Annotated in this window: 13 protein-coding genes; 8 read left to right on the forward strand and 5 right to left on the reverse strand. The window is 66.5% G+C overall.

Annotated elements, in window-relative coordinates; all coding sequences use genetic code 11:
* Positions 1-2: 2 nt before the first annotated feature.
* From ACFVT2_RS32455 to ACFVT2_RS32490, 8 genes are all read left to right on the forward strand, one after another.
* On the forward strand, positions 3-2,414 hold the full coding sequence (locus tag ACFVT2_RS32455; RefSeq protein ID WP_390023729.1) for a type IV secretory system conjugative DNA transfer family protein: 2,412 nt from the start codon (positions 3-5) through the stop codon (positions 2,412-2,414).
* A gap of 46 nt (positions 2,415-2,460) precedes the next feature.
* Complete coding sequence (locus ACFVT2_RS32460) at positions 2,461-3,447, forward strand: replication-relaxation family protein (protein ID WP_390023731.1); 987 nt, start codon at positions 2,461-2,463, stop codon at positions 3,445-3,447.
* Positions 3,441-4,385, forward strand: coding sequence for an NlpC/P60 family protein (locus ACFVT2_RS32465; protein WP_390023733.1), 945 nt, complete (start codon positions 3,441-3,443; stop codon positions 4,383-4,385). The genes ACFVT2_RS32460 and ACFVT2_RS32465 overlap by 7 nt, the downstream gene beginning before the upstream one ends.
* Positions 4,382-5,218, forward strand: coding sequence for an extensin (locus ACFVT2_RS32470; protein ID WP_390023735.1), 837 nt, complete (start codon positions 4,382-4,384; stop codon positions 5,216-5,218). The genes ACFVT2_RS32465 and ACFVT2_RS32470 overlap by 4 nt, the downstream gene beginning before the upstream one ends.
* 379 nt (positions 5,219-5,597) lie before the next feature.
* Positions 5,598-6,584 carry a hypothetical protein gene (locus ACFVT2_RS32475; protein ID WP_390023737.1) on the forward strand — a complete coding sequence of 329 codons (987 nt, stop codon included), beginning with the start codon at positions 5,598-5,600 and terminating at the stop codon, positions 6,582-6,584.
* A 287-nt stretch (positions 6,585-6,871) separates the two neighbouring features.
* Positions 6,872-7,336, forward strand: a complete 465-nt coding sequence (locus ACFVT2_RS32480; protein WP_390023739.1) for a hypothetical protein — start codon at positions 6,872-6,874, stop codon at positions 7,334-7,336.
* Positions 7,336-9,090: an alpha/beta hydrolase gene (locus tag ACFVT2_RS32485; protein ID WP_390023741.1), complete on the forward strand. Its 1,755-nt coding sequence runs from the start codon at positions 7,336-7,338 to the stop codon at positions 9,088-9,090. Before ACFVT2_RS32480 ends, ACFVT2_RS32485 begins: the two co-directional genes overlap by 1 nt.
* An 88-nt stretch (positions 9,091-9,178) precedes the next feature.
* Positions 9,179-9,661: a hypothetical protein gene (locus ACFVT2_RS32490; protein WP_390023743.1), complete on the forward strand. Its 483-nt coding sequence runs from the start codon at positions 9,179-9,181 to the stop codon at positions 9,659-9,661.
* Positions 9,662-9,880: 219 nt separating this feature from the next.
* Here ACFVT2_RS32490 and ACFVT2_RS32495 read toward each other — a convergent pair whose 3' ends face one another.
* The 5 genes from ACFVT2_RS32495 to mycP form a co-directional block, all read right to left on the reverse strand.
* Positions 9,881-10,177, reverse strand: a complete 297-nt coding sequence (locus ACFVT2_RS32495) for a WXG100 family type VII secretion target (RefSeq protein ID WP_390023745.1) — start codon at positions 10,175-10,177, stop codon at positions 9,881-9,883.
* Between the two features lie 83 nt (positions 10,178-10,260).
* Positions 10,261-10,623: a WXG100 family type VII secretion target gene (locus ACFVT2_RS32500; protein ID WP_390023747.1), complete on the reverse strand. Its 363-nt coding sequence runs from the start codon at positions 10,621-10,623 to the stop codon at positions 10,261-10,263.
* Between the two features lie 137 nt (positions 10,624-10,760).
* Entirely contained in the window at positions 10,761-11,960 is a 1,200-nt protein-coding gene (locus ACFVT2_RS32505) for a S8 family serine peptidase (RefSeq protein ID WP_390023748.1), read from the reverse strand.
* A gap of 1,777 nt (positions 11,961-13,737) precedes the next feature.
* The gene (locus ACFVT2_RS32510) at positions 13,738-14,229 is read right to left on the reverse strand and encodes a hypothetical protein (RefSeq protein ID WP_390023750.1); all 492 of its coding nucleotides are present in this window, start codon (positions 14,227-14,229) and stop codon (positions 13,738-13,740) included.
* Between the two features lie 189 nt (positions 14,230-14,418).
* Entirely contained in the window at positions 14,419-15,660 is a 1,242-nt protein-coding gene (gene mycP / locus ACFVT2_RS32515; RefSeq protein ID WP_390023752.1) for a type VII secretion-associated serine protease mycosin, read from the reverse strand.
* Positions 15,661-15,705 lie beyond the last annotated feature (45 nt).

Genomic DNA, 15,705 nt, shown 5'->3' on the forward strand with positions numbered 1-15,705 from the left:
CTGTGACCGGGGCCGTGGCGCTGGCCGTCGCCCAACCCGACGGACCCTTGGTGGACTTCCTCACCCACCCCGAAACGTTCGTCCCCACCGCTTTCCAAGCCATCCTCGACTGGTGCATCGGGGCCGCGCCCGTTCTGATCCCCGCCGTTCTCGCGTCCACAACATGCGGGTACGCAGCCCGGCGCCGTCTGCTGCATTCACGCCACCAGCGCCTCATCGATGGCGCTCGCAGCGTAGAAATCCTCGCGCCGCCCCACGTCGCCCCCAAGGGGGGTGAAGTTCTCTGGGCCCAACTCGCCGGGCTACTGCGCCCATGGTGGCGCCGCATCACCACCGGCCAGCCCCACCTCGCCTTCGAATACAACTGGTCACACACGGGCTTGCACATCCGTATGTGGGTCCCGGGCACAGTCCCGATTGGACTGGTACGCGGCGCCGTCGAAGCCGCTTGGCCCGGCGCCCACACCCGCGTCACCGAACCCATCCCCCTCCTCCCGGACACAGACACCGCCGCTACAACCGCCGGCCGTCTGCGGCCGGCCCGCCTCGACGTCCTGCCGCTACGCACCGACCACCCCGCCGACCCACTGCGCGCTCTCCTTCAGGCCGCCACCGGCATGGCCGACCATGAATCGGCCTGCGTACAGGTCCTGGCCCGCCCCGCCACCGGCCACGCCCTGCGCCGCGCCCGCCGCCAGGCAAGACGACTCAAGGCCGGGCACGCCCCCACCCGTCTCCCAGCCCTGACCGCACTCCTCCTCCACCGAGCCCAACCCACCGCCACCGGCAAGCAGGACCCCGACCACAGCACCGCCGTACGACAGATGGTCGCCAAGCAATCCGGCGCCCAGTGGCAGTGCACCCTCACCTACACCGCCACCTGCTCACCCAAGGCAGAACGAGCCCAGGATGTGGCCCGCGGCCGGGCCCACGCGATCGCCTCCGCCTTCGGCCTGTACGCCGACCGCAACTACCTCGTCCGCGCCCGCCTCCGCCGCCCCGAACCCCACCTCACCGCCCGACAGTTCCCCTCTTCCCGCCCGGCGCTGCTCTCGGTGCCCGAACTCGCCGCCGTCGCCCACCTCCCCTACGACGCAGACGCCCCCGGCCTGCGACGGGCCGGCGCCCGCTCCGTCCTCCCACCACCCCAGATCCCCAACCCCTCCCCCGGAAACGGCATCAAACCCCTGGGCCGCTCCGATACCGGCGTCCGCCGCGGCGTAGGTCTCGCCGTCGCCGACGCCCGCCACCACCTCCACGTCATGGGCGCCACCGGCTCCGGCAAGTCCACCCTCATCGCCAACCTCGTCCTCGACGACGTCCGCCACCACCGCGGCGTCATCGTCATCGACCCCAAAGGCGACCTGGTCACCGACCTGTTGGACCGCCTCCCCGACACCTGCGCCGACCGCCTCATCCTCATCGACCCCGACGACGCCCACACGCCCCCGTGCCTGAACGTCCTGGACGGCACGGACATCGACGTCGTCGTCGACAACATCACCGGCATCTTCCGCCGGATCTTCACCGCCTTCTGGGGACCCCGCACCGACGACCTCATGCGCGCCGCCTGCCTGACCCTCCTCAAACACCGGGACCGCACCGGCCAACCGGTCACCCTCACCGACGTCCCCCGCCTCCTGGGCGAGGCCGCCTACCGCCTGCGCATCATCCCCGCCCTCAAAGACCCCGTACTACGAGGCTTCTGGACCTGGTACGAGTCGATGTCCGAACCCTCCCGCGCCGCCGTGGTCGGCCCGGTCATGAACAAGCTCCGCGCCTTCCTGCTACGCGACTTCGCCCGCCGCTCCATCGCCGCCGGCCCCTCCACCTTCGACCTCACCGACGTACTCAACGGCGGCATCCTCCTCGCCCGCCTCCCCAAAGGCGCCCTCGGCGAAGAGACCGCCCGCCTGCTCGGCTCCTTCATCGTCGCCGGCACCTGGCAAGCCGCCGCAGCCCGCGCCCGCACCCCCGAACGTGAGCGGATCGACGCCACCCTCAGCATCGACGAGGCACACAACTTCCTGAACTTGCCCTACCCGTTGGAGGACATGCTCGCCGAAGCCCGTGGCTACCGCCTGTCCATGCTTCTGGCTCACCAGCACCTCGCCCAGCTCCCCCGCGACCTGCGTGAAGGCATCTCCGCCAACGCCCGAAACAAGGTCTTCTTCAACGCCTCTCCAGAGGACTCCGGCGCGCTGGAGCGCCACACCCTCCCGACACTCGCCGCCCACGACCTCGCCCACCTAGGCCCTTACCAGGCCGCCGCCCACCTCCTGACCAACGGTGCGGAATCCACCGCCTTCACCCTCACCACCCGCCCCCTGCCACCCGCCGTCCCCGGCCGCGCCAAAGATCTGCGAACGGCCGCCGCCTCCCGCACTGGCCCACGACAAGCCACCCGCCCCTGAACAACCACCTCACCAGCCCTTCGCCCCCACCCGAAGGTGAACCGCCATGCCCGCACTCCCCCGCCCCGCCTCCGGCCCCGGCTCCCGCTACACCGCCCGCGCCGCCACCACCCGCCGCCCCACCCAACACATCGACATCGCCGCCCTCGCCCGCCGCCTCACCACCCGCGACCTGTGGCTGGCCCGCATGCTCCACGAACACCGCGTACTGACCACACGCCAGATCACCCGCCTCGCCTACACCTCACTCCGCTCCGCCCAGCGCCGCCTACGCGCCCTCCACCACCACACGGTCCTCGACTCCTTCCGCCCCCTTACCCAGACCGGCTCCGCCCCCGAGCACTACACCCTCGGCCCCGCCGGCGCCGCCCTCCTTGCCGCCCACGCCGGACTCGACACCGCAGCCCTCGGCTGGCGCCCCACCCACACCGGCCGCATCGCCTACTCCCCCTCCCTCGGCCACGACCTCGGCGTCAACGACCTCCTCAGCCACCTCGCCGCCCACACCCACACCACCCCCACAGCCGGCCTCACGCTCTGGCTCTCCGAACCCTCCGCAGCCCGCCGCTGGGGCGACATCATCCGCCCCGACGCCTACGCCCACTACCGCGACGGCGACCACCTCCTGCCGTTCTTCCTCGAATACGACACCGGCAGCCAACCCCTCGCCCGCGTCGAAGCCAAGCTCTCCGGCTACGCCGCCTTCACCACCGCCACCAACACCCGCCCAGCCCTGCTCATCCACACCCGTACTCAGTCCCGTGACCAAGCCATGCGGCAGCGCCTGGTCACTACCGCACGCGAGCTGGGCCTGAACGTGGCGACCTCATCGGCGGATTTCACCACCACCGAGCCATGGGGCTCCTGGTGGGCACCACTCCAGCCCGGCGCCCACCGCACCACCCTTGCCCATCTCGCCGCCCACTGGCTCGCCCTCAGCCCCGCCTCCGGCCTGGCACCGACCGACGCCGACACCCCCCTCACCCGCCCCGTCCCCCCGCTACCACCCACCGCCCCCAAGGCCGAATGGTGAGCTCCCTGCTGACAAAAGCGATCATCGGCATCGGATGCACAGTCCTGGCCCTACCGCTGCTCGCCGCCCTCACCATCGCCGCAGCACTCGGCGGACTCTCGGCAAGCAGCAGCACGCCAACGTCCCCGAGCGCACACGCCCTGAACGACATCCCGCCCCGCATACTCGCCCTCTACCAGCGCGCCGCGCTCACGTGCCCCGGCCTGTCCTGGACCGTCCTCGCCGCAATCGGCAAGACCGAGACCAACCACGCCCGCCACCCCACCATGATCTCCACCGCCGGCGCCGTGGGACCGATGCAATTCCTGCCATCCACCTTCATGACATACGCGCGACCCGTACCGCCCGGAGGCAAGAAGCCCCCCACCCCCTGGGACCCGATCGACGCTGTATACGCCGCAGCCAGGTTGCTATGCGCCAACGGCGCCCAAGGAGGCAAGAACCTCCAGACAGCGATCTTCGCCTACAACCACTCCCACGCCTACGTCACCGCGGTCCTCACCACCGCTCGCAGATACACGACTGCCACAACCGGTCCAACAGGGGTAGCTGCCAAGGCGGTTGCGTTCGCCCGCAGCCAGCTCGGAACCCCATACGTCTGGGGTGGGAACGGCCCCTCCGACGGCGGCTTCGACTGCTCCGGGCTCACCCAGTCCGCCTACGAAGCCACAGGCATCCGCCTCCCCCGCGTCGCACAAGCCCAGTACAACGCCGACCCCCGCCTGCCGAAAGGATCGCCATTCGCACCAGGCGACCTGCTGTTCTTCGGCACCAGCCCCCGCCACATCACCCACGTAAAGCTCTACACCGGCAGTGGTGAAGCGATCGACGCTCCTCACCCCGACGCGGTCGTCCGGCAACGGCCCGCGCGCACCAAGGCCCTTGCCTTCCAAGGTGCAACCAGGCCCGCTGCGCGAGCAGGGGGCCGTTCCCGGTGAAGCAGATCGAAGCCCGCGAAGCCGTCCACCTCCTCCGCTCCATGACCCGCGTCCTGTGCATCGTCGGTGTCCTGGCCCTGGTCTTCACCACCATCAACGTCACCCGATTCGCCACCAGCCGCGATGTCCCCCTCCCCATCGCCGTCCTCCTCGACCCCATAATCGGCACCGCACTCGCCGGAGTCCTCTACGTCGACGCACGCCTGGCCGCCTGGGGCATCACCCCACCCGCCTGGTCCACCACCCTCCGCTGGAGCGCCGGCTCCACCGCCGCCCTCATGAACACCTGGCAAAGCCTCTGGCCAGACGGACACATCGGCTGGCCCCACTACGCCGACCCAGCAGCCGTCCTCCTCCACCTCACCCCAGCTCTCCTCCTGATCGCCCTCACCGAAACGATCGCCGCCTATCGCCGCACCATCACCGATCTGCTCGACCGCATCAGCTCCCCAGATCCGACCGCTGCCCCCGCCTCCCGATCGGCCTCCCCAGATCCGGACAATCCTCGACCGACGAACGAACCCGATCGCAGCCCACCGGGCACCAACTCCCCCAGCACCGCAATCGCGCGGCAGGCCCGGCCCGACACGGCAGACAACACGCCCCATGACCAGAATCCCACCCCCGATCGCCAGCCGACCGGCTCCGGGGTGGCAGACGCCGACATGTGGCCGCACGCCATTGCCCTTGACAATGCCGTCCGGGGCACCACCGGCAAGCCGGCAAGCATCTGGCGGCTGCGCACCGAACTACACATCGGCCCCGAACGCGCCAGCCAGCTCCACAACCAGCTCCAAGCCCGCCACACCGACCACCCACCCCCGATCGGCTGACCCCGACCGATCCACTCCGTCCCGGCACCGGTCAGAAGCCCTTGCCCGACCCAACGCCAGACAGCTCGTCCCGATCGGGACCAGCACCCGATCGCTCCCAAGAACCGCCCCTCCACCGACCGCAACACCTCCTCTGACCAGGCCCGATCTGGAGAAACCGCTCCCCAACGTCGCTTGACTTCCCCGCTGGTTCGAGCGTCCATGGTCGTGGCCGACGATGACCGCGAGTTCCGAATCCGTGAACTCGCTCTCATCGCCGTCAAGTTCGCCGGAAGACGCGATGCGCACGCGCCGACGAACACCTACGGCCGCACATGCGGGCCGCCCCGGCCGGGGACCTCACCCATCCGCAACACGTCCGGAATCGAGGAATCCCCACATGTCCGAAACCACCCTCGACACTCCACACACCCCGCACCCCACAACCGCCCCCGCACCACTGACCGACCTGACCGGCTCACACGCCGCGATCTACACCGAACTGACCTCCCTCACCGAACCTGCCACCGTCACCGAACTCGCCCTCGCCGCCGGCATCGGCCACTCCACCGCCGGAAGGGCCCTGACCATCCTGGAAAAGCGCGGCCTCGCCGCCCGCACCCCTGGCGGCCACGACGGCCCCCGCCGCACCCCCGACCTCTGGCGACTCGCGCCCAACGACAAGGCCATCAGCAGCGACGGAAACAGCCACAGCCCCGGCAACAACGAATCGACCCCTTCCACCACCAACACCCCAGCACTCTCGGCTACCGACGCCCCGGAGCCCGTAGGCAACGAAACAGGCAACAGCGAATCCTCGGTGGACAACGCCGGCTCCGTCGCCCTCACCACACAGAGCGTCGACAGCGAGACTCAGCCGGACGCACCGGACCCAGCCCCGCACGCCGACCCCACCCACGACACAACCTCAGCCGCAGCCGCAGCCGACCAACCAGATCCTGACAACACCCAGCCCGCGCCTGACACCGAGGGTACGAATCCGACCACAAGGCAGGAGACCGCTGTAGCCCCGCGCGAACTTGGTCAGAACGCCGAGCATGACAAGAGCGACGATGGCGACGACAAGGCCCCTGCACCGCAGGCGGCCAGCGAACCGTCCACAAAACCAGCAGACGCAATCACCCTGCCGAGCGCGAAGCGGCGACTCGCACCTGGAGCACTCCGGCACATGGTCATCGACCACCTCCAGGCACACCCCGACGAGGCGTTCACGGCCACCAAGATCAGTCGCATCATCGGGCGGTCGTCGGGAGCTATCGCGAACTCGCTCGACAAGCTGGCCAGTCAGGGAACCGTCGAGCAGGTGAGTGACAGGCCCCGGATGTTCCGGCTGGCCGCTTCCGCCCCGGCGGACAACAGCCAGTAACTGTCGATTGCAATAAGTGGGTTGGGGATCCTCATACGGCATGCGAGGAACCCCAACCCGCTCGTTACGATCGACTACAGAATCCTTCCCGACGGGCCAGTGGGCGGAACGCCTGGCATTTCAGGGTGAGCTGGCGCGCGCGGGCTTGGTCACAGTCGCGTGAAGAACTACCGCCGGCAGGTTCCGCCAGCATTTGAGTACACGTACTCACGTACGGGCGCCTGCATGGCTGCTACCGTCGCACGCGCGCGTGACAGCGACAAGCATATGGTTTGGCAGGGGGCGGAGTGACGTTCGAGGAAGAGTGGGCCGAGCTCAAAGGTGAGACCTCGGTCCGCATGAACCTGGCCGGCACCGGTGGGGAGGGCTGGAGCTCCGGAGGCGGGCAAGGCGATCTTCGCTCGTCTCCGCAGGTGTGGAGCCAGGGTTCCCAAGCCGTCGGATCGGTACACGTGAACCTCAAAGCTGCACTGAGGGACCTAGAGACCAAGCAGGACGGGGTCGTGAGCGGCAGCAGCGGAGTCGATGGCCTGCGAAGCGGCGCATCACAGCTCAGCGTCTTTCAGTCGTGGCAACAGCGCCTCGACCTCGTGAGCCGTGAATGCGAGGAACTCAAAGATAAACTGCAGAAGTCCGGTAACGCCTTTTACAAGACCGATGAGGCCATCAAGGACGCCTTCCAAGAGCAGAAGACCACGCCCAAGAGCGGAGCGGGCAACGGCAACTCCTCTGAAGGAAGAGGTGAGTCCTGATGGTGAGTTTTTCCCAGCTGCGCAATTTGAATCCCTTAGATTTTGAAGAGGCCGCAGAGGGTTGGCACAGGGTCAGTAGCGCTGCCAGCGAGGCGAAGGATCGAGTGGGAAAGGATATCGTAGCCAAACTGCAGCACGGCCTGGCGGGTGCGGGACGGGACGCTGCGTTGGAACGACTGCGGCGGCTGAGCCGCAACTTCCACTACGTTCAAATAGAGAGCGGCCTGATACATGCGGCATTGAACGGACTGGCTTCAGAGCTGCGCGCCGCGAAGAAGAAACTGAACGAGGCCATAGCGGACGCCGAAGCAGAGAAGTTCACCGTTAAGCCGGACGGCTCGGTCCACTGGGTATTCCAGCCTGAGTTGATGCCCCTCAACCCCGAGCAGAGCACAACGGCAGACGGCCCGAGAGTGGTTCTGAACACAGATCCACAACGAGTAAAAGCCCAAGGCTATGCCGACAGGATCGCCGCCGCAATCACGGATGCCAACGAAGCCGACGTCCACTACTCACAGACGCTCGACCGGCTCAAGGCAAACAACAATCTCAATGTGACCGATTCGGACTGGGCAGACGTTCAGAACGATATGAGCGCACTGCGAAAGTCCGCTGGAAAGTATCTACAGCGCAACGACATTCCAAAGGGTAAGTCTCCAGCGGAGAACGCTAAGTGGTGGAAGGGTCTCTCTGTGGACGAGAGAGCCGACTACACCGCTCTGTTCCCGGCGAGCATCGGGGCGTTGGACGGCATCCCCTCCGACGTTCGCAACGAGGCCAATAGGACCGTCTTCACGGGGACACGGGCCACGTACCAGACTCGGCTCGACGCGATGCCGCCGGAGCCCTGGCCCCAGTGGGTATCCGTCGGTGGACCTTACGCCAGCATGGTGCAGAGTGACGAGTGGATGGCCTGGAACAACAAGTACCACGCTGAAGAGGTGAGGGCGGCCCTCAAGGGAATGGATGCCATACAGAATCGGCTCGACTCCACTGCCAAAGACGGCCTCCCCGAGACTTACTTGCTGGGCTTCAGTCCGGAGGGCACCGGGCGCGCGATCATCGCCAACGGCAACCCCGATACGGCCAACCACACCGCTGTCTACGTTCCGGGTACGACATCGAACCTCAGCGGGATCGAGGGCGACATCAAGCGTATGACCGATCTCTGGCGAGCCACAGAGCCGATGGCCGGTGATCAGAAGGTCTCAACTATCACATGGCTCGGCTACGACGCACCACAGAAGCTGGTCAGGGATTCGCCTCAAAGTCATTTCGCAGATGATGGTGCACCAGCATTCAATAGTTTCATTGACGGGCTCAAGACTTCACACGATCCAGAATCACGCAACCACCTCACTGCGATCGGCCACTCCTACGGCACCACATTGATTGGCTCCGCTGCCCGTCAGGGCAATCTCAATGCCGACGACGTGGTGTTCGCGGGAAGCCCAGGTGTCCAGGTTGGCAAAGCCACAGACCTGGACGTCCCGCGGGGGCATGTATGGAATGAAGACGCCGACGGCGACCCTGTGCCGGAGCTGGGCCGATGGGGCCACGGCGGAAGCCAATGGAAATACCGAGGCGGTATCGGCATCATTCCTAGCGATGATCTCTTCGGCGCCAATCAGATGAGCACCGACACAGAGGGACACAGCAACTACTGGAAGTACGGCAAGCGCCCCTCTGAGAGCCTCCAGAACCAGGCAGCTGTTGTTGTCGGCCAGTACGAGGAGGTCAAGCGTGCCAAATAGTCATTCTCCAGCCCGAATCAAGCGTGCGAGACACTCCTTCGCCGCGCTAACCATGGCAGTAGCCGCCGCGTTGACTGGATGCTCAGAAATGAAAGACCCCAATAACGGTTCTGACCACGCGCCAGAAATTCGAGAGGTTTCCACTGCAAAAGAAGAGGCACGACGGACTTCCAGTGAAATCCTTTCCATCATCAACCTTCAAGGGAAGACCAGCAAACCTGGCCCGGGAGTTGCCGCATGCGGAGACAAACCCGCGGACAAGTTCTACTCGATCCACCATCCTTGGTCTTTGATGGATGTTCCAGTCGAGGACATGAAGAAAGCCATGGGGCGCCTCAATGAGCAACTCCCCAAGAAGGGGTGGAAAGTCACCAGTTACGGACCAGACACAAGCCCCAGTAAGACTCTTGAGCTGACCGCCGACTCTCTCGAGAAGAAGTCTTCTGTCAGTATCCGACTACTCGACAGGACCAAGCGACACAACCCCGGAGCCCCCGAGGCGCTGATTTACGTGGATCTAACCTCGGAATGTTTTCAAGTACCCGCAGGGAAAACCGTAGACGAGTACTGATCGCATAACGGCCACGACCTTTCTCCGTACGACACTTTGGGGACCCCGGCGAGCGCCGCTGGACGCCCTATTACACATTGACCCCACTGTCACACCCCATCGCGACACAGCCCAACTTGCCTCCATCGGCTGGCGTGGCTCACGTGGTCGGGAGAAAGGTGTGGGGTGAGCGCCCACGACAGGGGCGCTCACCCCGTGGTTGCGCTGTCCGTCGGCTGGCTAGTGGAAAAAGCCCGCCGCCTTGCGGTCCGTCGCCCGGTAGTCGGCGCTGCCCGTGCGGATCTTGGCGGACACCTCGTGCAGCGTGCTCTGGATGTGGCTCGCGCGAGCGTTCCACTGCCGCTCCGCGGCCTGGAACGCCTGGTGCGCCTCGCCCTCCCAGGACTCGGAGACGCGCTTGACCGCGCCCCAGATCTTGTCCAGCTCGGCCTGCAGTTCCTTTGCGGCCCGCTCGATGTCGGCGGCGGTCTGCTCCAGAGCGCCATAGGTAACCCGAAGGTTCTGGTCGCCGGCCATATTCTCCCCCACTTCTCGGAGTTGCTACTCGGTGGTCGTGATGCGCCCGCTGGGGAGTCGATGCCCCAGCCCTACGGCAGGGTCTAGTAGTTGCTGATGCCGCTGGCAGCGCTGGGGTCCAGGTGTCCGCCGGCCGCACCGCCGTTGACGTCGATGCCCCGGAAGCTGGACAGCACCTCGGCGTCATTAGCGTCGCTGGTGACGCTGGTGCGGGCGACGGCGTCGTTGATGCCGTCGAGCATCCGGCGCAGCGCGGCATGATCCTCATTAAGCGCGTTCTGAGCCTGCCGGAAGGCGCTCGCGCCCTGGCCCGTCCACGCGGTCTCGACCGCCGCGATGGCGTTCACCAGCGTCCGCAGCTGCGCCGACATCGACTGGCTGCCGCTCTGGATCTCGCTCTTGAGCTTTTCAATCTCCGCATAGGTAAGTGCGGTGTTCCCTGCCATGATCCACCTTCCCCCATGAATAAGTGTTGAAGTCGAACAAATCCCTCAGTTCTCGACTTCACGTTACGGCCGCCCCAACGAGGGCTGCCTGACCTCTGGTCACCTTAGTCGCGCGACTTGAGCCGCGATCTCCCTTCCTAACTTTTGAGCTTGACTCTACGACGACGAGCGATCACCAGCCCACCGACAATCGCCGCCCCGGCCACCGCCCCGGCAGCGACGATGATCGGCCACACGTTGGAGTCACTATTCTTCGCCTGGCTGGATTGATTCTGCGTCCGACCGGCGTTGTCATCGTTTGGTGCTGACGGCGACTTGGAAGGTGAGGCGGTACTGCGTGCCGACAGCAGCGGGTTGACATCGGCCGGCCCGGGGTCGCCCTCTTTGTCAAGCAGTACCTTGCGCGGGCGGACAATCCCGTAACCGAGGTACTTACTCGGTACCTTGCCGTCCTCCGGCTTGCCAGCAGTCTCCATCAGGACGCGCAGAACCTGATTGTTGGTCCACGTGGGATGTACGGACCAGATCAATGCCGCCGAGGCTGAAGCGATGGCAGTGGCATCACTGGTTCCATCCTCGATGCAGTACCGGAGTTCCGTAGTGCAGCGAGTGAGAATACCAACCCCGGGAGCCGCTAGCGCTACCTGCGGCCCATAGGTTGAGAACGTGGCTACTTTCAGGGACTTGTCCACTGCGCCAATTCCGACAGCCCCAGGTAGGCTTGCTGGGTAGACAGGCGCGTTGCCATTGTCCCCATCATTACCCGTGCCCGCAAAGATCAGGCTTCCTTTCTTGTTTGCATAGTCAATCGCCGGTTGCAGCTCAGTCTTCGCTTCTTTAACGGCACGTACAGCACGGGAGATGTTGATGACCTTCGCACCCTGGTCCGCCGCGTAGCGGATGGCTTTCGCCATGTTGGCGATCCCGTACGCCCCTCCGGACTTGAGGGGAAGGACCTTCGATCCCGGCGCCAACCCCCAAGGACCGGCTCCGTTCCGCCTGCCAGCGATAATCAACGCCATGCTCGTGCCATGGCCCTCATCGTCGTGGTCTACGCCCTGTCCTTTGCCTGAGAAGTCTCTGCCCGGCAACAATTGGCCGCGCAGTTCGGGTACGGAACTGTCGACACCGCTGTCGATCACAGCAACCGTGACTCCCTCGCCCGTGCTGACCTGCCACATGTGCTCGGCCTTCATCGCGTCCAGATGCCACTGACGCGATCTCATGTCCACCGCAGCAGCAGTTGGCGCCAGCAAGCCCAGGCACAGGGCCAAGAAGCAGACGGACACTGCCAGCCGGATTCGATCCCACCGCATGCGAACTGCTGCCCGATTCACGGTGCGGAGTCCTCCCTGCTGTCCTGGTCGTTGCACGTTCACGCCGGCCTATTCGATCACCGGAGGTACGACCGATCGGTCCTGTACCACCCATGTCTCGTCGTCCTCCTGGAGATAGTCCGGCCGGCCGGCGGAGCCACGCCTCCCCCGGGAGGACAACGGGGCCCCCGTCACAGGGTGGACACCATCAGAGGCGTTGCCCCGCGTCAGACCGGATCCACCAGGCGTGAATTCTCCTGACTGACCATGCGGTGCCTGTGCTCTTCCGCTCGCCCCTACCGGGTCAGGCGCAGAACCGCGGCTCGTTGCCGACGGCGTGCCGGAGGCGGCTCCCTCGGCAACGCTTCCTGCGCCGCCGGTGCCCATCGCGGATTCGTGCCTCCTCTGGCGCTGCGGCCCCCCCACCACCGGTCCACCGGATGCCGCACCAACGGTGCCACCGGGCTCGTACGCCCAACGACGCCCAGGAGCGCCCCGGCTCACACCATTGCTGGCGCTTCCCGGATGGCCTCCACCCGTGACGCCACCCGCCATGGCGCCGCGGTCCTCTCCCATAACCGCCCCACGGGGTGCGCTGACCGCTTCCCCGCGAGGAGGGGCCAGACGTTGTCCAGAACGGCCCACGCCACCGCCATTCGCCCCGCCTCCGGCGACAGGAGGGTTCCCGTCGGTGCCGACCGGTCTGGGCGGGATCACCCCGCGTTCCTCACCTATGACTGTCCCTCCCGGCAATCGGAGACGTCCAGATGCGGTGCCGCCCCGCTGAGCAGTTGCGCCGGGAACATCGTCTTCCATGGCACTGCGGGGGCGTTCCTGCGCCACGCCCGTGCGGGCGGTACCCGGCTGCGGGGTCCGTGTCGTGCCTCCACCCTCTGGGGGAGCGTTAGTTGCCCCAGGGATCTTTGGCAGACCGGATGGGATGGGACTGGAGGGAATGCCGGAGTGCTCGGGAGTGGCGAGGCTGCCGCCTCCCTGCGGCGATGTTGTATCGGGCACGACAACGGGCGCAGTGGAGTCGACAGTCGTACCGACCTGCGGGTCATGCTGCGCGCCGCCGACAGTCGAGCGGGAGACTCCTTCTGCATGCTGCTCACTGCCGCGGCTCCCCGTTGAAGAAGCGGCACCTACGCCACCTGCGCCATTCCCGGCTCCACTACCGCCCGGCTGGTCGAGGAATGTGTAGCGCTTGCTGATCCCCTCCTCCATACGCGGCGGATCCGGCACGAACCCCGATGCGGGCTGGAAGTTAGGCGGCTCCTGGCTCTCGATGTTCTCCTGGGCCGTGCGGTAGTACGAGGCCAGCCGATTCATCGCCGTCACCGCCGCTTCGCGGTCCGGGTCCGTCATCAGGGGAGCGCCCGTCGCGCCGCGCGCCGTAGGCGTTGCCGCGCTGTCCAGATGAACGGCGTTGTGCTGGTTCGGCTCGGGCATCGTCTTCGCCTCCCACAACGCCGACCCGGCGTCCGAGAGGGCGTTGCCGGTGGTTGAGGTGAAGCGGGCCAGCTTGTGGCTTTCCTTGATGGTGCCGTTGCTCCACTCACGGAAGGCAAGGGCGCCCTCGCCCTCCCACGGCACTCCTTCGGCAAGTGCCTTGAGTTCCGTGGCGATCTGCTCGATCTCCTTGCCCGCCTGGACCAGGCTGGCGCCCGTGTACGAGATCTTCATGTGGTCGGCGCCGGCCACCATGTTGTACAGGGCCTGGTGCGTTGCGTTCTCGAAGTTGCTGCTGCCGGACGAGCCGGAGTTCCCCGCCATCCTCTCTTCTTCCCCCCTCGTGTCAGATGCCGTCGGCGCCCGCGGACTGCCCCTCGCCCATGCCGACGGCGGGAGAGCCTGCGGCATCGGTGGACCGCTGCACCGGCTGTGGTGACTGGTGCAGCTCCTGAGTGCGGCGCTGGATCGCCGCCAGACGGTTCTTCACGTCCGCATCTATGGCTTCGTATCCATGTTCAGCAACCCGGGTGCCGATGCTCAGCGTCTCGATCTGGTCGCCGAATGCCTTGGAAAATGCCTCCAGTTGGGACAGCACCTTCTCGTACGCGGTAGCCAGGCTCTGCGCCTCGGCGAAGCCCTGGCCGAAGGAGGCAGGGGTAATCCTGCGGTGGCTGAGCGTCGCCGGACCCGCGTTCGAGTCCTTCAAGCGCGCCAGCAGGTCTTCCACCCGATCCTTGAGCTTCCTCAGCTGCTCGGGGTCAACGCCCAGATCGACGCTCTTGCCTTGTGGGGCTGCCCCGTTCACCTGCATGCCCGTGGTCTCGTCGGCTCGCATGGCGCTCTTCCCCCCGGATACTGCTACGCGTAAGTCACCAACGTCAGGAGCCACTTTATCCATCACCTCTGACAACGACCGTGCGTCTTGCGTTCACGCGTTCGGGGAGCTCTTTCTCCTAATGTGCCAGAAGCGTAGTCGTTGGCGCCGCCTGATTCACGGGCCACGGCCCCAGGAGAGTGAGTACGGCTACTCATTGACGTGCGGCGCACGCGAGCGTACGCCCCGCTTGCGCGCGTCCCGCCAGACGATCGCCGCGCCCGCAATGACCGCGACCGCGACGCCGCCCGCCCCCAGCCCGTACGTCGCATACCGCTCCATCCGCTCCTGCGAGCTCTCGCCGTCGGGCCAGGTGGTGGGGTCCGGCCGCGTGGCTTTGGCCAGACCACTGTTCGCGCTCGGGCGGTCGATGGGGTGGGCGTCCTCGGTGAGGGCGCCCACCGGATCCACTACGCCCCAGCCCACGAAGGGGTCCTGGCCGTTGACGGTGCGTTCGGCGGTCTGCTCGATCTGGGCGACGACCTGGTGCTCCTTCCAGTCCGGGTGTTTGGCCTTCAGGAGGGCGGCGACTCCGGCGACGTAGGGGGCGGAGAAGCTGGTGCCGTTGTCCACGCACTGGCCGCCCTTGGGCACTGTGGAGACCATGTCCACGCCGGGGGCGGCCACTCCGATGAAGTCGCCGCTCTGGGAGAAGGGGGCACGTTCGTTGTTGCGGTCGGAGGAGGCGACGGCCAACACCCCGTCGTACGAGGCCGGATAGGTGTCCTTGAGCCGACCGTCGAGGCCGTCGTTGCCTGCCGAGGCGACGACGACGATGTTGTTGTTGTGCCGGGCTTCCTGGACGGCGGCCGCAAGGTCGGAGTTGGGGGTCAGCGGCTTGGTGGTGTCCTGGGAGATGTTGATGACGTCCGCGTCGGCGGCGATGGCCTTGCGGATGGCTTGGGCCAGGGTGGCGGCGTTGCCGCTGCCCTTCTCGTCGTTCTGACGGATGGGGATGATGGTGGCTTCGGGGGCGAGTCCGACGAAGCCGGTGCCCGCATGTGGGCGGGCGGCGATGATGCCGGCGACCTTGGTGCCGTGGCCCACCGGGTCGTACGTGCCGTCCGTCGGCGCCTTCGGATCCCCTGCCGCGTCGTTCCCGCCGTCCTTGGTGTTGTACAGGAAGTCCCAGCCGTGCTTGGCGTCAACCGCCTCGGTCAGCTGCGGGTTGGTGTTGTCGACGCCGGTGTCGATGACGGCGACGCGTACCGGGCGGCCGTGCGCGTCCCGGCCCTTGGTGTCCTGCCACAGCCGGTCGAAGACGATGCGTTGCAGGGCCCAGGGGCGTTCCTTGATCTGTTGCTTCATGGGGAAGGTGCAGACGCCGTTCCCCAGCGGGACCGGAGTCACGCCCTCTCCGTCCGAGGCGTGGGCGACTGCGGCTGGAGCCATGGGCGCAACGGTCCCGATCGGGGCCATGAGCAGGGTGGCCGCGGC

Origin of the sequence: Streptomyces sp. NPDC058000 (assembly GCF_042886435.1) — a bacterium.
In the GTDB taxonomy this organism is placed as follows: domain Bacteria; phylum Actinomycetota; class Actinomycetes; order Streptomycetales; family Streptomycetaceae; genus Streptomyces.